This window comes from Pantoea sp. X-Soil-YNGN-785, from assembly GCF_059730585.1.
Window position 1 is genome coordinate 394,954 of record NZ_AP035942.1, and the last position, 21,153, is coordinate 416,106.

Genomic DNA, 21,153 nt, shown 5'->3' on the forward strand with positions numbered 1-21,153 from the left:
TAAACCGGGCATAACGGTTACGAGTAGGTTACGGTGTAGGTGGCAACTGCACTGGCATCGCCCGCAGTGGCACCACCGGTCGGGGAATAATATTTAGCGCTAAAGTTCAGCGTGTTAGAGCCTTTACGCAGTGGCGTTGCTTTCGCTGCTTCACCCAGTTTTACGACATTGCCCTGTTCGTCATAAAGACGAATGGCCACATTCTGCGCAGAGGCTGTACCACCGTTTACACCCGCCGCCAGGCTGTTGGCATCATTAGCATCTGGCGTACCTGAAAAGGTCACCGAGACAGTGGTCGCAGCAACCGGGTTCTCTTCTGTAGAAGCTGAGGTATCAGCAATTGCGCAATCCTCCAGGGCGATAGAGAACGTTTTTGCCACGCTTGCTTCACTGCCTGCAGCGGCCAGCGTTGCAGTACGGACTTCACCCATATCAACATCAATGTTTGCGCTGTTGGCACTGATGGCGCAGGCTGATGTCACGACGCTTCCGTTAAAATTGACAGAACCACCGCTGGCCGTTGCCGCCAGCGCTGAGCCCATCGGAAACAGAGCTGAAGCACCTAATACCAGAAGGTCTTTTTTATTTAATTTCATGTAATCACCTTTATTGTTGAGTTTGCTTTGTTGTGTTTTGTAAATAAGGGCTGACAATAAATATAAAAATTATTTTTACTGTAAATATGCGAAAGCACAGGTGTTGGATTTTAATATAATTTATTTTTTTCTTTATTGTTTGTTTTTGCTGTTTCGATGTATGTGGGGCGATTCCCTCCTCTTAATAATAAGATGGGGGCATTATAATTTATTTAAGAAAAAAGCACCTGTGGTTTTTTATTGTATGGGCAGGGTGTTGATGAATAACTATTCTATATTGAAAACTTATGTTAATAGGTTATTTATTTTTAATGAAATGGTGAGGTTTATGAGTTTAGCTTTTCCCTGAGAGTGAATAATAATTTCATCATCATTTGATATTTATTTTGATTCGTATTTCTATCGTAATAAATGAGAAAGATGTTATCTCTTCTGCCCACAGAAAATGCCTTGATGAAGATCATGAAAGATCGTTTATAATGATTTTTTTAAATGCCATTCTGGACTGTTGGATAAAAGGGGATAGCCCGGGCAAGTAGAGACTAGCTGGATCCCTGTTTGTGACAGCGAGCATGATCGCCGGGTCTTTACCGGGATGGCCATTAATATAGCGAATAGGTTCATTAAAGCGTACAGAGGATAATTGAGGGTCAGTTCAGTCGTCATGCCTGACTCTCGGGGCTGGCGGACAACAGCAGAATAGTGCACATAAACCAGGGATGGTGGGAAACACGGCAGAGGTACGGGGACTGGCGTCCCAAAAGCAAAAAACCCGCCAAAGGCGGGTTTCTTTAAATTTTGGTGCCCGAACCCGGAATCGAACCAGGGACACGGGGATTTTCAATCCCCTGCTCTACCGACTGAGCTATTCGGGCAACGGGGCGCATTAAACCGTAAAGGCCGCGGGTCGTCAACGGCTTTCACTAAAAAACCCCTGGAAACGTGACTGATTGCCTGATTTTCAGTCAAAGCGGGCAAAACCTCAGGCCAGCGCACCATTTTTACGGCACAGTGCGATGCTGTACACATCCTCTGCCAGCCGCTGAGCGGTGGCGACATCCTGCACATTACGCTTCACCAGCAGCTTGCTCAGGCAGCCTTCAAGGATCAGCTCCATCTGATCGGCGACCATACTGGGATTATCCAGCGCCTGCTCTACCAGAATCTCATGGGTGAACTGCCAGGAGCCGCGTTTCTGCTGCTCGGCTAGCTGATGAATGGGCTGATCGGGCTGTGGATAGAAGCTGCAGGCGGCGATAAACAGGCAACCTGGAAAGCGTCCCTTACTGACCTGCTCACCCAGTACTTCATAGCGCGCCATCAGCTTCTGATCCGGTGACAGCGATTCATCCAGCAGGATCTGGCGTCGCCAGGTTTCGATCTGCTGGCCGTGATAGCGCAGCGCATCATAGAGCAGAGCGTCACGATCGGGCCAGAACAGCTGAAGCTGCTCAAGGGTTAATTCAGTCTGTCCCGCCAGGGTTTCCAATGAGAGGGTGGCGGCGAGGCCGTTTTGTTCAAGCACATTCAATGCATGCTCGAGTATCTGTTCACGCTGCAAGTGACTCTCCTCTGGTATGCAGGCCCGGTCATTCACCGGGCAATGACCTGACTCCAGTGTTGTTTACGGGGTAAGTTTCTGCAAATGCGCTCTGAAGTCGGCGGCATTGAGAAACCCGGTGATGCGCGAATCGGGGACTTCATGGCCCTGCGCATCGAAGAACAAAATCGTCGGTAAGCCCAGCACCTGAAGATGCTGCAACAGCGCGTTGTCGCTGGCGCTGTTGGCGGTGACGTTGGCCTGAAGCAGCTGTACCTGACTCAGGCTATCGCGCACGGCGCTATCACTAAAGGTATATTTTTCAAACTCTTTGCAGGCGACGCACCAGTCAGCGTAGAGATCGACCATGGTGATGCGGCCGCGGGCCTGCTGCAGCGCGCTATTGAGCTGCTGCGGTGTCTGAAGCGTCTGGAACGGCAGCGGTGCTACAGCATGCTGCGCGGCCTGACCGCCAAAGGCCCAGTCCTGCAACGGACGCGCGCTGATCAGCGCAGCGGCCAGCATGATAATCTGCACCACGCGCCACTTACCGCTGCTGGCGTGCAGGCTGACGGTGAACGCCCAGCCGAAGAAGGCCACGCCGAGCAGGCTCCAGAGCCGCACTCCCCACGCGTCACCCAGCACCCGCTCCAGCAGGAAGACCGGCAACGCCAGGATGACAAAGCCAAAGCCTTCTTTAACGGTTTGCATCCACGGGCCGCTTTTCGGCAGCAGCCGGTTACCAAACAGGGTCACGGCAATCAGCGGTAAGCCCATGCCGACCGCATAGAGCCACAGCGTTCCGGCACCGGCCCACAGATTTCCGCTCTGCGCGATGTAAAGCAGAATGGCACTGAGCGGGGCCGTGGTGCAGGGCGAACAGATCAAACCTGCCAGCGCACCCATCAGGAAGACGCCGGGCAGCGATCCTCCCTGCTGGCGATTGCTCCACAGGGTCAGACGGGTTTGCAGGCTGGCGGGCAGTTGCAGCGTAAACAGGCCGAACATCGACAGCGCCAGCACGATGAACAGCAGGGAGAGCGTGAACAGCACGTAGGGGTGCTGCAACGCAGCCTGGAAGCGCAGCCCCGCGGCCGCGACCACCATCCCTAATAACGTATAGGTCAGCGCCATTCCCTGGACATAGACCATTGCCAGCGCAAATAGTCGGCCCAGCGAATAGTGGCGCTTGCCGCCAAGGATGATGCCGGAGATCAGTGGATACATCGGCAGTACGCAGGGGGTAAACGCCACGCCGATGCCGATCAATAACGCCCAGAGCGGAGAAAAGGGCAGCGGACTGGCGGGCGCGGGCTGAGCACTGACCGGTGCTGGCGCGCTGCTGGCTGCTATCTCACTTACTGGCACGCTGCGTGTCTCAGGCGGATAACAGAATCCGGCGGCGGCACAGCCCTGATACGTGACGCTAAGCGTAGCATCAGGGCCTGCCTGTTTCAGCGTCACCGGCAGCGTCAGGTCCTGCGGATAGATCTCACTTTTGCCGAAGAATTCATCTTCATGCGGCTGACCGGCGGGCAGCGTCAGCGGCGCAATGGTCGCGTTCTGCGGCGTGATGTGGATTTGCTGGCGATAAAGGTAGTAACCCGGTTTCACTTTCCAGTGCAGGTTGAGCTGCGCGCCCTGCTGGTCAAAGTCAAACGTAAACGCCTGATCGACCGGCACAAAGCGGCTGGTCGCCGGATTTGAAAAGAGTGATGCGTGCGACTGCAGACAGATAAACAGCGTCAGCAGAAGCGTAATTAAGCGAGAGATGCGTGCAGCCATGACAAGTATTCACTGTCTCCATATTGAACCGGTAGCGCCAGCAGTTCAGGCACGTCGTAGGGATGCGCCTGTTTGAGCAGGTCACACAGCGCCTGCTGATGATCGCTGTCGCACTTCAGCAGCATCTGGACTTCGCTGCTCTGCTCCATTTTGCCCTGCCAGAGATACCAGGAGGTCGCGCCCGGCAGCATTGTGACGCAGGCCGCCAGTCGGGCTTCCAGCGCCAGGGCAGCAAGTTTTTCTGCCGTGGCCTGATCGGGCACGGTGCAGAGGATCACGACAGCGTTCATCCTGTGACTCCTGTTGAAAAGAGCGCCGATGATAGCACGCTCCATCCGTAACACGATGACGGCGCTATAACAGCAAGCCGCCAAAGACGAAGCCGGAGAGTACCGACAGCGCAATGGCGATCACGCCGGGAATAATAAAGGCATGGTTAAAGACAAACTTGCCAATCCGGGTTGAGCCGGTGTCATCCATCTCCACGGCGGCCAGCAGGGTCGGGTAGGTCGGCAGCACAAACAGCGCCGAAACCGCTGCGAATGACGCGATGGCCGTCAGCGGCGTCACGCCCAGCAGCAGCGCGGCGGGCATCAGTGCTTTAGTGGTAGCGGCCTGTGAGTAGAGCAGCATGGAGGCGAAAAACAGCACCAGCGCCAGCATCCATGGATAGGTTTTCAGCGCGTCGCCCGCCAGCATCTGGATCTCCGCCAGATGCGCTTTGACAAAGGTATCGCCCAGCCAGGCAACGCCCATCACGCAGATACAGGCGCTCATGCCGGATTTAAAGGTGCTGGCACTAAGGATTTCGCTGGTGTCGAGTTTGCAGGTCAGGCTGATCAGCGTGGCGATGGTCAGCATAAATACCACAATCGCTTCGTTACGTGGCAGCGGCGGATTGGCGATCAGGCCGACGCTGGCGCTGGTCGCGGTGGCATAGAGCACCACGGCCACAATCCCTGTCAGAAACAGCAGCACCGACTTTTTCGCGCCCGGTTTTGCCTGGAAGATGCTGGCACCGCGCAGCGTGACTTCGCCTTTGGCGAGACGTGCCTGATAGACCTCATCATCTTTCAGCTCACGGCCCAGGAAGTTGGTCACCAGTGCCGCCAGGAAGAGACCCACCATAGTTGAGGGGATGGCAATCGCCAGCAGCGTGATGTAGCTGACGCCGCGCGGTTCAAGCAGGGTGGCGAAGAAGACCACCGCGGCTGAAATCGGTGACGCGGTAATCGCGATCTGCGAAGCCACCACCGCAATCGACAGCGGTCGGGAAGGGCGAACGCCTTGCTCCTTCGCGACTTCGGCAATCACCGGCAGCGTCGAGAACGCGGTGTGCCCGGTTCCGGCCAGCAGCGTCATCAGATAGGTCACCAGCGGAGCCAGTAGAGTGACATGGCGCGGATGACGGCGCAGCAGGCGTTCCGCCAGGCTCACCAGATAATCCATGCCGCCCGCCACCTGCATGGCGGCGATTGCGGCGATCACCGCCATGATGATTTCGATCACATCGAACGGGATAGCACCGGGTGCCATGCCAAATCCCAGCGTCAGCACCAGCACGCCCATGCCGCCGGCGAACCCGATGCCAATGCCGCCAAGACGCGCGCCCAACCAGATCGCCATTAAGACGATAAGCAGCTCAACCACAAACATGAATCACTCCTGTAAAGTAAACCGGTAAAACCTGGGTGTGCTGTGTAACAAAAAAAAAGGCACACCGTGTTGATCGCGGTGTGCCTTTGGTTAACCAGCGTCGGTTAAGCCTTACTGTTCGTTTTCATCGGTATAACGTTTCGCTTTATAAACCGGGTACATCAGGTTCTGCACTGAGAAGATATCGTCCAGCTCACTTTCCGTCAGCAGTCCGCGCTCCAGCACCACCTCACGCACGCTTTTACCGGTTTCCGCACAGATTTTTCCAACGATATCGCCGTTGTGGTGGCCGATATACGGGTTGAGGTAAGTGACGATACCAATCGAGTTGAAGACGTAGGCTTCGCACACCGCGCGGTTAGCAGTAATGCCGTTGACGCACTTCTCCAGCAGGTTGTAGCAGGCATTCGTCAGGATGCTGATTGACTCAAACAGCGCCTGGCCAATTACCGGCTCCATCACGTTAAGCTGCAACTGGCCGGCTTCCGAAGCCATCGTTACGGTGATGTCGTTGCCGATCACTTTGAAGCAGACCTGGTTAACGACCTCTGGCACGACCGGATTGACCTTGGCCGGCATGATAGAGGAACCCGCCTGCAGCTCTGGCAGGTTGATTTCGTTCAGCCCGGCGCGTGGACCGGAGGAGAGCAGGCGCAGGTCATTACAGATTTTAGAGAGCTTCACCGCCAGACGTTTCAGTGATGAATGGACCATCACATAGGCACCGCAGTCAGAGGTCGCTTCAATCAGATCTTCCGCTGGCACCACCGGCAGATTGCTGACTTCCGCCAGACGCTGAACCGCCAGATGCTGATAGCCTTCCGGGGTATTGAGGCGGGTGCCGATGGCGGTCGCGCCCAGGTTCACTTCCAGCAGCAGTTCAGCAGTGCGCAGAATGCTTTTGGTCTCTTCATTCAGCAGCACGCTGAAAGCGTGAAACTCCTGACCGAGGGTCATTGGCACGGCATCCTGCAACTGGGTGCGGCCCATTTTCAGGATGGTCTGGAATTCATCGGCTTTGTGCTGGAAGCCTTCGGCCAGCTGGCTGATGCCATCAAGCAGTTTCAGCAGCGAGCTGTAAACGGCAATGCGAAAACCGGTCGGGTAGGCGTCGTTAGTGGACTGGCATTTGTTCACATGATCGTTGGGGTTAAGGTACTGATATTCCCCTTTCTGGTGGCCCATCAGCTCCAGGCCGATGTTTGCCAGTACCTCATTGGTGTTCATATTGACCGAGGTTCCGGCCCCGCCCTGATAGACATCCACGGGGAACTGGTCCATACAGCGACCGTTGTTCAGCACTTCGTCGCAGGCCTTAATGATGGTATCGGCAATGTTACGCGGGATGGTCTGCAGCTCTTTATTGGCCATCGCTGCCGCTTTTTTTACCATCACCATACCGCGGACAAATTCAGGTATGTCGCTGATTTTACTGTTGCTGATATAAAAATTTTCAATCGCACGCAGAGTATGAACGCCATAATAGGCATCCGCCGGAACTTCGCGCATACCTAACAGGTCTTCTTCGATACGAATGTTGTTCGCCATGATAACCTTCTTGTTGTTGCCGCTAACCATCACAAAGGATGTGTTTATTTTGTTGTGGTGTGCCCGTGCCGACATATTATCCGTCTTCACCGTGGCATGTGCGATCATATTCTGATGCATAAGAAAAGCACGCATGCAGATCACTTAATGCTGCCGTCTGGTTAACGATATGTGAAGTTGGTTACAAAATTAACCCCGCAGGATAAATTTGACAGGATCGGTTGAAAATGGCGGCGTGGGTGCCCATCTCTTTTCTTATCATCCTCAGGATGAACGCTTTCTGCTGACCGGCACGCTGCCGTTCAGCCCTACTTACAGGAGAGTACGGTGCGCTGGATACCGTTATTAGTCTTTTTTGTTCTGGCCTGGATCGAGATTTCGCTCTTCATTCAGGTTGCGCACGTCATGGGCGTGCTGCTGACCATGCTGCTGGTGGTCTTCACCTCGTGCATCGGGGTGTCGCTGGTCAAAAATCAGGGCATGAAGAACTTCATGCTGATGCAGGAGAAGCTGGCGCGTAACGAAAGTCCTGCCAGTGAGATGATCAAAAGCGTATCGCTGATCATCGCCGGTTTCCTGCTGCTGTTGCCGGGCTTCTTTACTGACCTGCTCGGTCTGTTGCTGCTGCTGCCACCGGTGCAGAAGCATCTGACGCTGAAGCTGATGCCCCATCTGCGCGTCTGGCGCGGACCGGGTGCCGGACCGGACAGTGGTTACACCATGGATGGCGAATTCGAACGTAAAAACAGCGATCGCCTTGAGCACCATGACGATCACAAGGATCGTTAATCACAGCGGTTACTTTTGAAAGCGCAGCCTCCGGGCTGCGTTTTTTATTTGTCGCGCCTTCTGTTCAAAAAGCCGCCACTTATCACGTTCGCGTAAAAAATTTGTTGTCCTCCCCCTTGAAAGCAGGTGGGTATGGCCCTATCTCTCTGGTCACGAGGCCGGAAGCCATGCAGCCCGGTGTTCAACCCCAAAACTGAATGATTGGACTTCTCAAAGGAGAGCTATCAAATGAAAATTCGTCCATTGCACGATCGCGTCATCGTCAAGCGTAAAGAAGTTGAAGCTAAATCAGCTGGCGGCATCGTGCTGACCGGTTCCGCAGCAGGTAAATCCACCCGTGGTGAAGTTCTGGCTGTCGGCAATGGCCGCATCCTTGAGAGTGGCGACGTTAAGCCGCTGGACGTGAAGGTTGGTGATGTCGTGATCTTCAATGAAGGTTACGGTGCTAAAACCGAAAAGATCGACAACGAAGAAGTGCTGATCATCTCTGAAAGCGACATTCTGGCGATTGTTGAAGCGTAATTTTTTCGCGTAACTCACTGAACGAAACGAATTTAAGGGACAATTGAAATGGCAGCTAAAGACGTAAAATTCGGTAATGACGCTCGCGTAAAAATGCTGCGTGGCGTGAACGTACTGGCAGATGCAGTAAAAGTTACCCTGGGCCCGAAAGGCCGTAACGTGGTTCTGGATAAATCTTTTGGTGCACCGACCATCACTAAAGATGGTGTTTCTGTGGCACGTGAAATCGAGCTGGAAGACAAGTTCGAGAACATGGGCGCGCAGATGGTGAAAGAAGTGGCCTCTAAAGCGAACGACGCTGCGGGCGACGGTACCACCACGGCAACCGTACTGGCACAGTCAATCATCACCGAAGGCCTGAAAGCGGTCGCAGCGGGTATGAACCCGATGGACCTGAAGCGCGGTATCGACCAGGCCGTTATCGCTGCAGTTGAGAAACTGAAAGCGCTGTCTGTGCCTTGCTCAGACTCTAAAGCGATTGCACAGGTTGGTACTATCTCTGCTAACTCCGATGAAACCGTAGGCCAGCTGATTGCTCAGGCGATGGAAAAAGTCGGTAAAGAAGGCGTGATCACCGTTGAAGAAGGCACCGGCCTGCAGGACGAGCTGGATGTGGTTGAAGGTATGCAGTTCGATCGTGGCTACCTCTCTCCTTACTTCATCAACAAGCCAGAAACTGGCGCGATTGAACTGGAATCTCCGTTCATCCTGCTGGCTGACAAGAAAATTTCTAACATCCGTGAAATGCTGCCAGTGCTGGAAGCTGTTGCGAAAGCAGGCAAACCATTGCTGATCATCGCGGAAGATGTTGAAGGCGAAGCGCTGGCAACACTGGTGGTTAACACCATGCGCGGCATCGTGAAAGTGGCTGCGGTTAAAGCACCAGGCTTCGGCGACCGTCGTAAAGCTATGCTGCAGGATATCGCTATCCTGACCGGTGGTACTGTGATCTCTGAAGAGATCGGTATGGAACTGGAAAAAGCGGCGCTGGAAGATCTGGGCCAGGCTAAACGCGTTGTGATCAACAAAGACACCACCACCATCATCGACGGTGTGGGTGAAGAGGCGACAATCCAGGGCCGTGTGACCCAGATTCGTCAGCAGATTGAAGAAGCAACCTCTGACTACGACAAAGAAAAACTGCAGGAGCGCGTAGCGAAACTGGCAGGCGGCGTAGCCGTTCTGAAAGTAGGCGCAGCAACTGAAGTTGAAATGAAAGAGAAGAAAGCCCGCGTTGAAGATGCGCTGCACGCAACCCGTGCTGCTGTCGAAGAAGGCGTGGTTGCAGGTGGTGGTGTGGCGCTGGTTCGCGTTGCCGCACAGCTGGCCGATCTGCGTGGTCAGAACGAAGATCAGAACGTCGGTATCAAAGTTGCGCTGCGCGCAATGGAATCTCCACTGCGTCAGATCGTCTCTAACGCCGGTGAAGAGCCATCCGTTGTTGCTAACAACGTGAAAGCGGGCGACGGTAACTACGGTTACAACGCGCAGACTGAAGAGTACGGCAACATGATCGACTTCGGTATCCTGGACCCAACCAAAGTGACCCGTTCTGCTCTGCAGTACGCGGCCTCTGTTGCTGGTCTGATGATCACCACCGAATGTATGGTCACTGACCTGCCAAAAGGCGACGCACCTGATTTAGGCGGCGGCGCTGGCGGTATGGGTGGCATGGGCGGTATGGGCGGCATGATGTAATTGCCGTTGACTGCTTAAGTCATCTCAGAACCCCCGATCGGAAACGGTCGGGGGTTTTTCTTTTGGGCAGGAAAATAGTATAAGTAGTGGCGCAATCGTTCGTCTTTCCTCTTGATATCTCCCGCTGTCTGCGCGCTGACTGTTGCCGCCCTGCCGGATTGACTTACTGCTGTAAGTTTATCGGGATGCGCCAATCTGCCAGCCTGAACTCAGTATGAAATATTGAGGTGATATAACGGGATTAAGGCAATGAATGTTCAGAAAAAAGTGATCTTTTTCTGCTACGCTGCCACCCGACTCTGATGATAATAAATGGGGATTACAATGCGGATTAACCTCTTGCTCGGACTGACGGCTGGCGCGTTATTGCTGGCGGGCTGCAGCAGCTCTACGCAACTCTCTTCAGCAGGACAGCGTGTAACGTTTACCGATCAGCAGCCTGGCAATAACTGCCAGCTTCTGGGCAATATCACCGGCTCACAGAGCAACTGGCTGAGCGGTGCAGGCGGCGAAACCAGCGCACTGCGCGGTGCAGCGAATGATCTGCGCAATCGCGCAGCGGAGATGGGCGGCAACGTCATTTACGGTGCAACCAGCCCGACGCAGAATCTGTTGTCCGCGTTCGCGCCACTCGACAGCAAAATGACCGGCCAGGTTTATAAGTGCCCATAATGTGAATCGGGCGTCTGCTTTATTTAATCGGCCAGCTTTTTGCTGGCCGTTTTTATTCCTGACGCAGCTGTAAATCCAGTGGTGTTTTACTTGGCTCTCCACCAATTTCACGCGCCAGCTTTGGCACCAGATAACCCGAGACCTGTGACAACAGCGCACGCACCAGTTGACGGGCTTCCTCATCTGACACAAAGAAGTGCGCGGCACCCTGTACCTTATCCAGCACATGCAGATAGTAGGGCAGAATACCGGCATCAAACAGCGCATTGCTCAGGGTGGCCAGCGTCCGGGCATTATCGTTGATGCCGCGCAACAGCACGCTCTGATTCAGCAGGGTGACACCGGCACGCTTCAGGCTGCTCATCGCCTCACGCAATTCATCATCGATCTCCTGCGCATGGTTGATGTGCGTTACCATCAGCACCTGCAGGCGGGTTTCGCTGAGCATCTGACAGAGCTGATCGGTGATACGCGCCGGGATCACTACCGGTAAACGACTATGTATGCGCAGACGCTTCAGGTGCGGGATCTGTTCCAGCGCCGCGATCAGCCAGGCGAGCTCATGATCTTTCGCCATCAACGGATCGCCGCCGGAAAAAATGATCTCATCCAGCTCAGGATGATCGGCGATATAGTCCAGTGCAGCCTGCCAGCTACGCTTGTTGCCGGGATTGTCCTGATAAGGGAAATGACGACGGAAGCAGTAGCGACAGTTGACGGCGCAGCCGCCTTTTACCAGCAATAACGCCCGGTTTCGGTATTTATGCAGCAATCCAGGTACAACGTTGCTTTGTTCATCGAGTGGATCGGTGCTATAACCTGGCGCATCGATGAATTCCTGGCGGCGGGTCAGTACCTGAAGCAGCAGCGGGTCGTGCGCATCGCCTTTTTTCATCCGGCGGATGAACGCATGCGGGACACGCAGGGCGAAAAGACGCCGCGCATCCGCACCTTCAGCCAGTTCAGTGTGCTGATCAAGGGCTAAAATCCGCAGTAATTCATCAGGTTCGGTGACAACATCCGCAAGTTGCTGCAACCAATCTTCTCTGGAAGGTGTTTTTAGGGTTACAATGTGTGCCATTTTTTGGCTTAGTACCAGTGTCAATTTTCGTAGAGGGCCTTCATGGCGACTTATTCTAGCAACGATTTCCGTCCCGGTCTTAAAATCATGTTCGAAGGCGAGCCGTATGCCATCGAATCCAGTGAGTTCGTTAAACCGGGTAAAGGTCAGGCATTCGCACGCGTTAAAATGCGTCGCCTGCTGACGGGTTCTCGCGTTGAGAAAACTTTTAAATCTACCGACTCCGCTGAAGGTGCAGACGTTGTAGATACCAACCTGAACTACCTGTACAACGACGGCGAGTTCTACCACTTCATGCACCCGGAAAGCTTTGAGCAGTTCCAGGTTGAAGAGAAGACGGTAAGCGATGCAGCGAAATGGCTGCAGGATAACGCTGAATGTATCGTTACGCTGTGGAATGGTCGTCCAATCGCCGTTCAGCCGCCGAACTTTATCGAAGCTGAAGTTATCGAAACCGATCCAGGTCTGAAAGGTGATACTGCGGGTACTGGCGGCAAGCCAGCCAAGCTGTCTACCGGCGCCGTGGTGAAAGTGCCATTGTTCGTGCAAGAGGGCGAAGTGGTCAAAGTTGACACCCGCTCTGGCGAATACGTGTCACGCGTGAAATAAGATTCGCAGGCGCATCTTCTGGTGCGCCTTTTTCTTGTCTGAGAGAAAAAAATGATCAAGCTGGCAAAATTAATCGCATTCGCGTTGCTGGTCTCTTCTGCGCTTAGCGCCTGCAACACATTCCACGGTTTTGGCGAAGATGTCTCCCACTTAGGCGGTGCCATTTCGCGTGCGGCAAAATGACCTTAACTGATTGTCCTTTTTAGAGTCCCGCCCGCAGCAACTGCCTGAAATCCGGCTATGCTTAAAGCGCTGTACTTTACATCCATCAAAAAGGACATTGTTATGTTAAAGAAAAGTATTGCCGCAATCTTCTCTGTACTGGTGCTCTCTTCTCTGCTGACGGCGTGTAATACCACGCGCGGTGTCGGTGAAGATGTCGAGGCGGGTGGCCAGGCGATTCAGAACAGCACGAAGTAACCTGTTATTCCAACCGGTACGAAAGGCTTTTCGTACCGGCTTGTCATAATCTGCACTATTTCTGTTTTACCCAGATTAGCTCTTCGACCGGGAAACCATCCCGACGCGCCTGCTCAACCAGTTTCTCTTTTACACCCGGCTCCAGTTGGGGTGTCCGTGACAGTATCCAGAGATAGTGGCGATTCGGGCCGCACACCAGCGCATAGCGATAGTCGGGATCCAGTGCGATAACGTTATAGCCACCGTAGAAGGGGCCAAAGAAAGAGACTTTCAGCGACGCACGCTGAGGTTCACCAGTAAAGTAGGCTTTACCGACGCTCTCCTGCCAGCGCTGCTTTTTGACGTTATAGCCACGATTAATCACCTTCAGGCCGCCATCTTCACGCGGGCTGTAGTTTGCCGTCACCTGCTCAAGGCCACGCTCAAAGGGATGGTTGAGGCGGGCAATCTCATACCACTGACCGAGATAGCGCTGACTGTCAAAGTTATCAATGACCGTGACGTTCTTTGGCGGCGTGGTGCTACAGGCAACTGAGAGAAAAGCACTCAGGCTGGCAACAACTGTTTTCCATGGAGACATAGTGGGATTCCTTTGTGATTTAACCGCTTAAGTATAGAAGCCGAAACGCTGTTTTTGGCAGCGCGGGCACGAGATTGTTTGCCGCAGGCATTGCAGGTAGACTTCCCCCCCTAATTTGTATCAGGAGTCATCACCATGAGCGAAACGGCAAGCTGGCAACCAAGCGCATCCATCGCCAATTTGTTAAAACGCGCCGCTATTTTAGCCGAAGTGCGTCGTTTCTTTGCCGATCGCGGCGTGCTGGAAGTCGATACGCCGGCGATGAGCCAGGCAACGATTACCGATATCCATCTGGTGCCCTTCCAGACGCGTTTTGTCGGGCCTGGTGCGGCGCAGGGGCGCGATCTCTGGCTGATGACCAGCCCGGAATATCATATGAAACGCCTGCTGGCGGCGGGCAGTGGCCCGATCTACCAGATGGCGCGCAGCTTCCGCAATGAAGAGGCGGGACGGCACCATAACCCCGAATTTACCATGCTGGAGTGGTATCGTCCGCATTACGACATGTACCGTCTGATGAACGAAGTCGACGATCTGATGCAGCAGGTGCTGGAGTGTGACAGCGCCGAGTCGCTCTCGTATCAGCAGGCATTTATCCGCCATCTGGATCTGGATCCGCTGTCAGCGGACAAAGCGCAGTTGCGTGAAGCAGCAGAGAAGCTGGGTGAAGGTGAGCTGGCGCGCGCAGAAGAGGATCGCGATACCTTGCTGATGCTGCTGTTTATGCTGGGTGTGGAACCAAAGATTGGTCAGGATAAACCCTGCTTCGTTTATCACTTCCCGGCCAGCCAGGCGGCACTGGCTGAGATCAGTACGGAAGATCATCGTGTGGCCGAGCGTTTCGAGGTCTATTACAAGGGCATTGAGCTGGCGAACGGTTTCCGTGAGCTGACCGACAGCCGTGAGCAGCGTCAGCGCTTTGAGCAGGATAACCGTCGCCGTGCAGCGCGCGGCCTGCCTGTGCATCCGATTGATACCTATCTGCTGGATGCACTGGCGCATGGCATGCCAGCCTGTTCCGGGGTCGCGCTGGGTATCGATCGCCTGATCATGCTGGCGTTGAAAGCGGAGTCATTGAGTGAAGTGATCGCGTTTCCGGTGGATCGTTGCTAAACGTCCGGGTGAAAAGGGCGGGGATGGCCCATCTGATCGCAAAGGAAACCTGCATCCCTGCAGGTCGGCCTCGCCATCCTGGCTCGGACGCTTTGCTCTTCAGATGGGCCCCCCCCTGCCCGTCAGGCTAAGGCATTGCTGTTAGTCTACAACCCCGCCAATCAGCTGCTGCTATCCGGAAACTCCTGAATGGTTACTGGCAGCGTCAGCTTCTGGTCGTTTCGCAGCACCTGTACATCAATTACTGAACCCGGACGAATTTCGGCCACCTGATCCATGGTCTCCTGCGCGGAGATGGCGGGCTTGCCGTTGACGCTGAGCAATACATCGTTGGCCTGAATCCCGGCTTTATCTGCCGGTCCATCTGGCGTGACCACACTGACAATAATCCCCTGAACCCGATCCAGATTGCTGCCCTGTCCGTGCAGCGGCGGCAACTCACGCCCGGTAATGCCGATATAGCCGCGGATGACCCGGCCATCACGAATCAGCTTATCCATGATTTTTGAGGCTAAGACAGTTGGAATGGCGAAACCGATGCCTTCCGGGGTTTCACCATCATTACTCTTATCAAACGTCAGGGTGTTAATGCCCATCAGTTCGCCAAGCGAGTTAATCAGCGCACCGCCGGAGTTACCCTGGTTGATTGAGGCATCCGTCTGCAGGAAGTTCTGTCGGCCTGACGAACTCAGACCTACGCGGCCCGTGGCGCTGATAATGCCCTGCGTTACCGTCTGACCGAGGTTATAGGGGTTACCGATCGCCATTACCACATCGCCGATATGCGGCTGTCGGTTGGGATTAATCGGGATAACAGGCAGGCCTGAAGCGGTAATCTTCAGTACGGCCAGATCGGTCATGCCATCGGAACCCACCAGCGTCGCTTCAAAGAAGCGGCCATCCTGCAGCGCCACGATAATCTGATCGGCATTGTTGATCACATGCTTATTGGTAAGGATGTAGCCTTTCGTATTCATGATCACCCCTGAACCCAGGGTAGTGATGCCACGATTGTTGTTGCCATGAGCGCTGCGGTTGTAAACGTTCACAACGGCAGGCACGGCGCGGCGCACCCCCTGATTGAAGCTAAAGGGCGTTTCGTCGGTAATATTTTCGTGGTTATAGAGGGCGTCGCTGCCCATACGCAGTGCAGGCAGTGCTGCGAGCAAAATACCCGCCACAATCAGGCCCAGCACCACGGCACGCAAAAGTTTAAGAAACATGGTGTTAAATCACGCCAGGGGAGATCGCAGGGGAGAATAACATGAGAGCGGCGGACACACACGCGCTTGTGTCCGCCGTAATGCGAGGTTTATCTCAACAACAGATAGATACTTTCATCGCCGCGCACCACATTCAGTGCCAGTACCGGCGGTTTTCCTTCCAGAATTTTACGCATTTCTGCAATGGTCTGAACGCGATTGCGGTTAACGCCGATAATCACATCATCTTTCTGCAGGCCAACCTGTTCAGCCGGCGTGCCTTTTTCGATGGTATCGACCTTCACGCCTTTATCACCGGTTTTGGTCTGTCCATCACTCAGGGTTGCGCCCTGAAGTGCAGGTGACATCAGCTGAGCGCTGGCGGTACTCTGGGCGCTCTGTTCCAGCGTGACGGTAACGGTTAGCGGCTTACCTTCGCGCAGCAGGCCAAGTTTAACCTGTTCGCCTGGCGGCGTGGTGCCCACTTTGACACGCAGCTCTGCGAAGCTGGTAATCGGCTTATCGTTAATCGACGTAATGATATCGCCTGACTTCACGCCCGCTTTCTGTGCGGCAGATTGCGGTAAGACTTCTGAGACAAAGGCGCCGCGCTGCGCATCGACATTGAACGCTTTAGCCATATCGGCCGTCATTTCAGTGCCTTTGATGCCGAGCTGACCGCGCTTCACTTCACCAAATTTGATCAGCTGTTGCGCGAGGTTCATCGCCATATCGCTCGGAATCGCAAATCCGATGCCAATGTTGCCGCCGCTGGAGGCCAGAATCGCGGTGTTGATACCGATCAGCTCACCGTTAAGGTTGACCAGCGCACCGCCTGAGTTGCCGCGGTTAATGGCAGCATCGGTCTGAATAAAGTTTTCCAGCCCTTCCAGGTTCAGGCCGCTGCGGCCCAGCGCCGAGATAATCCCGGAGGTGGCGGTCTGTCCCAGGCCAAACGGGTTACCGATCGCCACTGCGAAATCACCCACTTTCAGCTGATCGGAGTCTGCGACTTTCACCTGCGTGAGGTTTTTTGCGCCCTGAATCTGAATCAGCGCGATATCGGTCTGCTCATCATGGCCGATCAGTTTGGCTTCATATTCACTGCCGTCGCCAAGCTGTACGTTGATCTTATCCGCACCGTTGACCACGTGATTGTTGGTCAGCACGTAGCCTTTAGCGGCATCAATAATGACGCCAGAACCTAAGCCTTCAAATGGCTGTGGCTGACTGTTTCCGCCGGGCATCTGGCCGAAAAAACGCTTCAGGGGTTCAGGAATATCCTGAGCCTGCGCACCGGAATCGGTGCCTTCCACGTGAACACTGACCACGGCAGGTAACACTTTTTCCAGCATCGGTGCCAGACTTGGCAGCGGCTGGCCCGCAATTTGTGCTGGCAGCGTTGCCATCGCGTCTGGCGCGGCGGCAAGGCTCATCCCAATACTCAGGGCTAATGCGCTAAACAGGCGTGCTTTTTTTTTCATTGCTACAACGCTCTCGCTGCAAAAGGTGGGAGGAATTAATGAGTGTGACAGTCGTTTGCGGTCAGGGTTCGCAAAAACAGCGGGCGCAGACAGGCTGCGCCCCAAAAAGATTAGTCGCGGGCAGGGCGCTCGCCACGCAGTAAACCGGATGCGCCTTCAGAGTAGTCGCGCGGCATCTGCACCGGCACCTGATCGTTGTCCGCTTCAGCTTCAGTCAGCTGATAGGCAAACGGATTTTTCTGGCCAGGCAGATTTGGCAGCAGGTCATTCGAGCCTTTTGCCATATGCTGATAGAGCTGACGATAGTCACGCGCCATGTTGTCCAGCAGCTCCGCGCTCTGCGCGAAGTGGTTGGTCAGCTCTTCACGATAATCAGCCAGCTCCGCTTTCGATTTTTCCAGCTCATACTGCATGCTGCGCTGCTCACGCAGCTTTTTGTTGCCAAAACGCATGGCGACTGCGCCGACAATAATACCTACCACTAAACCAATTAGCCCGTATTCCCAGGTCATAATGACTCCCGTGTTATTTCCATTGTTCCGTAGGGCGTTACACCATATTCAATAATAGTCACTATACCCGTTAATCTTATGGATGTGGAACTCCGGAGCAGCATGGCTTAGTGTAGAACGGCCTTTTTTTCAGCAACCGTGGTATCAATCAGACACCATTCAGGGACTTTGAAACAATAATGCAAACCTCAACTCCGCTTGCACGCTATGAGCAGGCGCTGTCGCAGGGCGAATTCAGGCCCGATGACGTACAACGTGAAGCGATTACCCGTTTAGACGCGCTGCAGCAGGCGCTGGTTGCCCGGCAACAAGCCGCCGCGCCTTCCTCATCCGGCCTGCTGGGACGCCTCTCTAAATTGATGGGCAAAGAGAAAAACGAGACGGCACAACCGGTACGCGGGCTCTATATGTGGGGCGGTGTCGGTCGCGGTAAGACCTGGGTCATGGATCTCTTTTTTCAGTCTATTCCTGGCGATCGCAAACTGCGTCTGCACTTCCACCGTTTTATGCTGCGGGTACACGAAGAACTTACGCAGCTTCAGGGCCAGAGCGATCCGTTACTGATCGTGGCGGACAAATTCAAAGCCGAAACCGACATCCTCTGTTTTGATGAGTTTTTTGTTTCCGATATCACCGATGCCATGCTGCTGGGCACGCTGATGGAAGCGCTGTTTGAACGTGGCATCGCGCTGGTCGCCACCTCGAACATTCCGCCGGACGATCTCTATCGCAATGGTCTGCAGCGTGCGCGCTTCCTGCCTGCGATTGAGCAGATAAAACGGCACTGTGATGTGATGAACGTGGATGCGGGTATCGACTACCGGTTACGCACGCTGACCTCCGCGCATCTGTGGAACTTCCCGCTCAACGCAGAGACACATGCCGAGATGGGCCGGATGTTCAAAGCATTGTCAGGCAGCCAGCCTGAAGCGGCACCGGTTCTGGAAATTAATCATCGCCAGATGCCGACGCTGGGTGTGAGCGAAGGCGTGCTGGCCATTAATTTCACGACCCTCTGCGGTGAGGGACGCAGTCAGCATGACTACATTGCGCTTTCGCGCCGTTTTCACAGCGTGCTGCTCTATGACGTGCCGGTGATGATCTACAAAACCGAAGATCAGGCGCGCCGTTTCCTGGCGCTGGTCGATGAGTTCTATGAACGTCATGTGAAGCTGGTGGTCGCGGCGGAAACGTCACTGACCGAGATTTATCAGGGCACGCGACTGAAGTTTGAATACCAGCGCTGTTTATCCCGACTCCAGGAGATGCAGAGCGAAGAGTATCTGCGTTTGCCGCACCTGCCGTGAGAATAAACAGGATAAATACCGAAATAGGGTTCGATTTTTGTAACCGACTTCTCTATAATCTTGCGACCCCACGTTACAGCAAAGGATTTTTTTCCCAAATCCTCTGTGTTCCAGTAACTCTATCCGAAGGGGTGGCTTGCTGGTCAAAATGGTCGTGTGAGCCTCATTCGTTTACTTAAGCGTTTGGGATTTCACCAACGTGTAACTTAATTTGGGTAAGCTTTTCGATGAAAACTTTTACAGCTAAACCAGAAACCGTCCAACGTGACTGGTTTGTAGTTGACGCAACGGGCAAAACTTTGGGTCGCCTGGCGACTGAACTGGCGCGCCGTCTGCGTGGTAAGCATAAAGCGGAATACACTCCGCACGTTGATACGGGTGATTACATCATCGTTCTGAACGCAGAAAAAGTTGCTGTAACCGGCAACAAGCGTACTGACAAGATCTACTATCACCACACCGGCCACATCGGTGGTATCAAACAGGCGACCTTTGAAGAGATGATTGCTCGCCGTCCTGAGCGTGTGATTGAGATCGCGGTTAAAGGCATGCTGCCGAAGGGCCCGCTGGGTCGTGCTATGTACCGTAAACTGAAAGTTTACGCAGGCAACGAGCACACCCATGCGGCACAGCAACCGCAAGTTCTTGACATTTAATCGGGATTAAAGGCAATGGCTGAAACTCAAAACTACGGCACTGGTCGCCGCAAAAGCTCTACCGCTCGCGTATTCATTAAGCCGGGTAGCGGTAACATCGTAATTAACCAACGTTCTCTGGAACAGTACTTCGGTCGCGAAACTGCCCGCATGGTAGTTCGTCAGCCGCTTGAGCTGCTGGACCTGGTTGGTAAATTCGATCTCTATGTCACTGTTAAAGGTGGCGGTATTTCTGGTCAGGCTGGTGCGATCCGTCACGGTATCACCCGCGCTCTGATGGAATACGACGAATCACTGCGTGGCGAACTGCGTAAAGCAGGCTTCGTTACTCGTGATGCGCGTCAGGTTGAACGTAAGAAAGTCGGCCTGCGTAAAGCACGTCGTCGTCCTCAGTTCTCCAAGCGTTAATTGTTTGCAGCTCCGGCTGCGGCAATTGGCTCAAAAAACCCGCTTCGGCGGGTTTTTTATTTTCTGCCTTCCCACGACTTCCCGCGAAAACCGTAACATCGCGCTCAATTTACCTGCAAAGATTCATTACACGCCCACAAGCAGCCTAAAATCTGGTAAACTCTGTGTCACTTTGCGCCCGCAGGCCGGTGCGTTATGCGCCTTCCCTCTGTCGGGGCGTCAGTATCTGTGACGCGGCTAACCAGGTTGCGTGCGAGTTCGATAAGCTGGTGAATCGCCGTGTGGTTGGCTATTCGCAGTATCTTTTTGTGAACAAACTTGGAGGTTTTCATGGCTGTCGCTGCCAACAAACGTTCGGTAATGACGCTGTTTTCTGGTCCTACTGACATTTTCAGCCATCAGGTTCGTATCGTCCTGGCGGAGAAGGGTGTCAGCGTAGAGATCGAGCAGGTCGAAATGGATAACCTGCCGCAGGATCTGATTGACCTCAATCCGTATCGCACGGTACCAACGCTGGTAGATCGTGAGCTGACGCTGTATGAATCACGCATCATCATGGAATATCTGGATGAACGCTTCCCGCATCCGCCACTGATGCCGGTTTATCCGGTTGCCCGTGGTGACAGCCGCCTGATGATGCATCGCATCGAGCAGGACTGGTACAGCCTGATGCGGAAAGTCGAGAACAGCACGGGTCAGGAAGCCGAAGCCGCACGCAAGCAACTGCGTGAAGAGCTGCTGGCTATCGCGCCACTGTTTGGTCGTACGCCTTACTTCATGAGCGAAGAGTTCAGTCTGGTCGATTGCTACCTGGCGCCGCTGTTATGGCGTCTGCCTTCCATGGGCATCGATCTGATCGGCTCGGGTTCAAAAGAGCTGAAAGGTTACATGAACCGCGTATTTGAGCGTGATTCTTTCCTTGCTTCATTAACTGAAGCTGAACGTGAAATGCGCCTGCAAGCCCGGGCTTAACGT

Annotated in this window: 23 protein-coding genes and 1 tRNA gene; 12 read left to right on the plus strand and 12 right to left on the minus strand. The window is 54.2% G+C overall.

Features of this window, described 5'->3' with window-relative positions; all coding sequences use genetic code 11:
- Positions 1 to 17: 17 nt before the first annotated feature.
- From AC6I8E_RS01720 to aspA, 7 genes are all read right to left on the minus strand, one after another.
- Complete coding sequence (locus tag AC6I8E_RS01720; protein ID WP_497824356.1) at positions 18 to 596, minus strand: fimbrial protein; 579 nt, start codon at positions 594 to 596, stop codon at positions 18 to 20.
- Positions 597 to 1,395: 799 nt separating this feature from the next.
- Positions 1,396 to 1,471: transfer RNA gene (locus AC6I8E_RS01725), tRNA-Phe, on the minus strand.
- A gap of 107 nt (positions 1,472 to 1,578) precedes the next feature.
- Positions 1,579 to 2,157 (minus strand): division control transcriptional repressor DicD, encoded by a 579-nt coding sequence (gene dicD / locus AC6I8E_RS01730; protein ID WP_095706332.1) that lies wholly within the window; start codon positions 2,155 to 2,157, stop codon positions 1,579 to 1,581.
- Between the two features lie 63 nt (positions 2,158 to 2,220).
- Positions 2,221 to 3,921 carry a protein-disulfide reductase DsbD gene (locus tag AC6I8E_RS01735; protein WP_147789300.1) on the minus strand — a complete coding sequence of 567 codons (1,701 nt, stop codon included), beginning with the start codon at positions 3,919 to 3,921 and terminating at the stop codon, positions 2,221 to 2,223.
- Entirely contained in the window at positions 3,897 to 4,211 is a 315-nt protein-coding gene (gene cutA / locus AC6I8E_RS01740; protein ID WP_013359862.1) for a divalent cation tolerance protein CutA, read from the minus strand. Before cutA ends, AC6I8E_RS01735 begins: the two co-directional genes overlap by 25 nt.
- Positions 4,212 to 4,275: 64 nt before the next feature.
- Positions 4,276 to 5,577: an anaerobic C4-dicarboxylate transporter gene (locus AC6I8E_RS01745; protein WP_095706330.1), complete on the minus strand. Its 1,302-nt coding sequence runs from the start codon at positions 5,575 to 5,577 to the stop codon at positions 4,276 to 4,278.
- A 111-nt stretch (positions 5,578 to 5,688) separates the two neighbouring features.
- On the minus strand, positions 5,689 to 7,125 hold the full coding sequence (gene aspA, locus AC6I8E_RS01750) for an aspartate ammonia-lyase (protein WP_033731988.1): 1,437 nt from the start codon (positions 7,123 to 7,125) through the stop codon (positions 5,689 to 5,691).
- A gap of 327 nt (positions 7,126 to 7,452) precedes the next feature.
- On the opposite strand from aspA, the gene AC6I8E_RS01755 reads away from it, so the two are divergent.
- From AC6I8E_RS01755 to AC6I8E_RS01770, 4 genes are all read left to right on the plus strand, one after another.
- Positions 7,453 to 7,914 (plus strand): FxsA family protein, encoded by a 462-nt coding sequence (locus AC6I8E_RS01755; RefSeq protein WP_013359865.1) that lies wholly within the window; start codon positions 7,453 to 7,455, stop codon positions 7,912 to 7,914.
- A gap of 228 nt (positions 7,915 to 8,142) precedes the next feature.
- A complete protein-coding gene (locus AC6I8E_RS01760; protein WP_009092502.1) occupies positions 8,143 to 8,436 on the plus strand; it encodes a co-chaperone GroES in 294 nt (97 codons plus the stop codon).
- A 48-nt stretch (positions 8,437 to 8,484) separates the two neighbouring features.
- Complete coding sequence (groL, locus tag AC6I8E_RS01765) at positions 8,485 to 10,134, plus strand: chaperonin GroEL (protein ID WP_003848314.1); 1,650 nt, start codon at positions 8,485 to 8,487, stop codon at positions 10,132 to 10,134.
- A 324-nt stretch (positions 10,135 to 10,458) separates the two neighbouring features.
- Positions 10,459 to 10,806 carry a DUF4156 domain-containing protein gene (locus tag AC6I8E_RS01770; RefSeq protein WP_008925394.1) on the plus strand — a complete coding sequence of 116 codons (348 nt, stop codon included), beginning with the start codon at positions 10,459 to 10,461 and terminating at the stop codon, positions 10,804 to 10,806.
- Positions 10,807 to 10,858: 52 nt separating this feature from the next.
- Here the strand turns inward: AC6I8E_RS01770 and epmB are convergent, their stop codons facing one another.
- Positions 10,859 to 11,887: an EF-P beta-lysylation protein EpmB gene (gene epmB, locus AC6I8E_RS01775; protein WP_135910355.1), complete on the minus strand. Its 1,029-nt coding sequence runs from the start codon at positions 11,885 to 11,887 to the stop codon at positions 10,859 to 10,861.
- A gap of 42 nt (positions 11,888 to 11,929) precedes the next feature.
- On the opposite strand from epmB, the gene efp reads away from it, so the two are divergent.
- From efp to AC6I8E_RS01790, 3 genes are all read left to right on the plus strand, one after another.
- Positions 11,930 to 12,496 carry an elongation factor P gene (efp, locus tag AC6I8E_RS01780; protein WP_010251979.1) on the plus strand — a complete coding sequence of 189 codons (567 nt, stop codon included), beginning with the start codon at positions 11,930 to 11,932 and terminating at the stop codon, positions 12,494 to 12,496.
- A 51-nt stretch (positions 12,497 to 12,547) separates the two neighbouring features.
- Positions 12,548 to 12,679 (plus strand): entericidin A/B family lipoprotein, encoded by a 132-nt coding sequence (locus AC6I8E_RS01785; RefSeq protein WP_003848306.1) that lies wholly within the window; start codon positions 12,548 to 12,550, stop codon positions 12,677 to 12,679.
- 102 nt (positions 12,680 to 12,781) lie between these two features.
- Complete coding sequence (locus AC6I8E_RS01790) at positions 12,782 to 12,916, plus strand: entericidin A/B family lipoprotein (protein ID WP_003848302.1); 135 nt, start codon at positions 12,782 to 12,784, stop codon at positions 12,914 to 12,916.
- A gap of 55 nt (positions 12,917 to 12,971) precedes the next feature.
- Here AC6I8E_RS01790 and AC6I8E_RS01795 read toward each other — a convergent pair whose 3' ends face one another.
- On the minus strand, positions 12,972 to 13,496 hold the full coding sequence (locus AC6I8E_RS01795) for a lipocalin family protein (RefSeq protein WP_033781615.1): 525 nt from the start codon (positions 13,494 to 13,496) through the stop codon (positions 12,972 to 12,974).
- Positions 13,497 to 13,631: 135 nt separating this feature from the next.
- Between AC6I8E_RS01795 and epmA the strand changes: the two genes are divergently transcribed.
- Positions 13,632 to 14,609: an elongation factor P--(R)-beta-lysine ligase gene (epmA, locus tag AC6I8E_RS01800; protein WP_013359868.1), complete on the plus strand. Its 978-nt coding sequence runs from the start codon at positions 13,632 to 13,634 to the stop codon at positions 14,607 to 14,609.
- Positions 14,610 to 14,770: 161 nt separating this feature from the next.
- Here the strand turns inward: epmA and degS are convergent, their stop codons facing one another.
- The 3 genes from degS to zapG form a co-directional block, all read right to left on the minus strand.
- Positions 14,771 to 15,832 carry an outer membrane-stress sensor serine endopeptidase DegS gene (degS, locus tag AC6I8E_RS01805; protein ID WP_033781618.1) on the minus strand — a complete coding sequence of 354 codons (1,062 nt, stop codon included), beginning with the start codon at positions 15,830 to 15,832 and terminating at the stop codon, positions 14,771 to 14,773.
- An 89-nt stretch (positions 15,833 to 15,921) separates the two neighbouring features.
- Positions 15,922 to 17,295, minus strand: a complete 1,374-nt coding sequence (degQ, locus tag AC6I8E_RS01810) for a serine endoprotease DegQ (protein ID WP_147789301.1) — start codon at positions 17,293 to 17,295, stop codon at positions 15,922 to 15,924.
- A 110-nt stretch (positions 17,296 to 17,405) separates the two neighbouring features.
- On the minus strand, positions 17,406 to 17,807 hold the full coding sequence (gene zapG / locus AC6I8E_RS01815; protein WP_003848291.1) for a Z-ring associated protein ZapG: 402 nt from the start codon (positions 17,805 to 17,807) through the stop codon (positions 17,406 to 17,408).
- Positions 17,808 to 17,986: 179 nt separating this feature from the next.
- On the opposite strand from zapG, the gene zapE reads away from it, so the two are divergent.
- The 4 genes from zapE to sspA all read left to right on the plus strand — a co-directional run bounded on the left by zapE (position 17,987) and on the right by sspA (position 21,150).
- Complete coding sequence (gene zapE / locus AC6I8E_RS01820) at positions 17,987 to 19,114, plus strand: cell division protein ZapE (protein ID WP_095706327.1); 1,128 nt, start codon at positions 17,987 to 17,989, stop codon at positions 19,112 to 19,114.
- Positions 19,115 to 19,341: 227 nt separating this feature from the next.
- A complete protein-coding gene (gene rplM, locus AC6I8E_RS01825) occupies positions 19,342 to 19,770 on the plus strand; it encodes a 50S ribosomal protein L13 (RefSeq protein ID WP_008925400.1) in 429 nt (142 codons plus the stop codon).
- A gap of 15 nt (positions 19,771 to 19,785) precedes the next feature.
- Entirely contained in the window at positions 19,786 to 20,178 is a 393-nt protein-coding gene (gene rpsI, locus AC6I8E_RS01830) for a 30S ribosomal protein S9 (RefSeq protein WP_008925401.1), read from the plus strand.
- A gap of 330 nt (positions 20,179 to 20,508) precedes the next feature.
- Entirely contained in the window at positions 20,509 to 21,150 is a 642-nt protein-coding gene (gene sspA / locus AC6I8E_RS01835; RefSeq protein WP_003851135.1) for a stringent starvation protein SspA, read from the plus strand.
- Positions 21,151 to 21,153 lie beyond the last annotated feature (3 nt).

What these genes read in the sequence shown, in the direction of transcription:
- AC6I8E_RS01720 (WP_497824356.1), bottom strand. Translation starts at nt 596, where the DNA reads ATGAAATTAAATAAAAAAGACCTTCTGGTATTAGGTGCTTCAGCTCTG.
- AC6I8E_RS01735 (WP_147789300.1), bottom strand. Translation starts at nt 3,921, where the DNA reads ATGGCTGCACGCATCTCTCGCTTAATTACGCTTCTGCTGACGCTGTTT.
- cutA (WP_013359862.1), bottom strand. Translation starts at nt 4,211, where the DNA reads ATGAACGCTGTCGTGATCCTCTGCACCGTGCCCGATCAGGCCACGGCA.
- AC6I8E_RS01745 (WP_095706330.1), bottom strand. Translation starts at nt 5,577, where the DNA reads ATGTTTGTGGTTGAGCTGCTTATCGTCTTAATGGCGATCTGGTTGGGC.
- aspA (WP_033731988.1), bottom strand. Translation starts at nt 7,125, where the DNA reads ATGGCGAACAACATTCGTATCGAAGAAGACCTGTTAGGTATGCGCGAA.
- AC6I8E_RS01760 (WP_009092502.1), top strand. Translation starts at nt 8,143, where the DNA reads ATGAAAATTCGTCCATTGCACGATCGCGTCATCGTCAAGCGTAAAGAA.
- groL (WP_003848314.1), top strand. Translation starts at nt 8,485, where the DNA reads ATGGCAGCTAAAGACGTAAAATTCGGTAATGACGCTCGCGTAAAAATG.
- AC6I8E_RS01770 (WP_008925394.1), top strand. Translation starts at nt 10,459, where the DNA reads ATGCGGATTAACCTCTTGCTCGGACTGACGGCTGGCGCGTTATTGCTG.
- epmB (WP_135910355.1), bottom strand. Translation starts at nt 11,887, where the DNA reads ATGGCACACATTGTAACCCTAAAAACACCTTCCAGAGAAGATTGGTTG.
- efp (WP_010251979.1), top strand. Translation starts at nt 11,930, where the DNA reads ATGGCGACTTATTCTAGCAACGATTTCCGTCCCGGTCTTAAAATCATG.
- AC6I8E_RS01785 (WP_003848306.1), top strand. Translation starts at nt 12,548, where the DNA reads ATGATCAAGCTGGCAAAATTAATCGCATTCGCGTTGCTGGTCTCTTCT.
- AC6I8E_RS01790 (WP_003848302.1), top strand. Translation starts at nt 12,782, where the DNA reads ATGTTAAAGAAAAGTATTGCCGCAATCTTCTCTGTACTGGTGCTCTCT.
- AC6I8E_RS01795 (WP_033781615.1), bottom strand. Translation starts at nt 13,496, where the DNA reads ATGTCTCCATGGAAAACAGTTGTTGCCAGCCTGAGTGCTTTTCTCTCA.
- epmA (WP_013359868.1), top strand. Translation starts at nt 13,632, where the DNA reads ATGAGCGAAACGGCAAGCTGGCAACCAAGCGCATCCATCGCCAATTTG.
- degS (WP_033781618.1), bottom strand. Translation starts at nt 15,832, where the DNA reads ATGTTTCTTAAACTTTTGCGTGCCGTGGTGCTGGGCCTGATTGTGGCG.
- degQ (WP_147789301.1), bottom strand. Translation starts at nt 17,295, where the DNA reads ATGAAAAAAAAAGCACGCCTGTTTAGCGCATTAGCCCTGAGTATTGGG.
- zapG (WP_003848291.1), bottom strand. Translation starts at nt 17,807, where the DNA reads ATGACCTGGGAATACGGGCTAATTGGTTTAGTGGTAGGTATTATTGTC.
- zapE (WP_095706327.1), top strand. Translation starts at nt 17,987, where the DNA reads ATGCAAACCTCAACTCCGCTTGCACGCTATGAGCAGGCGCTGTCGCAG.
- rplM (WP_008925400.1), top strand. Translation starts at nt 19,342, where the DNA reads ATGAAAACTTTTACAGCTAAACCAGAAACCGTCCAACGTGACTGGTTT.
- rpsI (WP_008925401.1), top strand. Translation starts at nt 19,786, where the DNA reads ATGGCTGAAACTCAAAACTACGGCACTGGTCGCCGCAAAAGCTCTACC.
- sspA (WP_003851135.1), top strand. Translation starts at nt 20,509, where the DNA reads ATGGCTGTCGCTGCCAACAAACGTTCGGTAATGACGCTGTTTTCTGGT.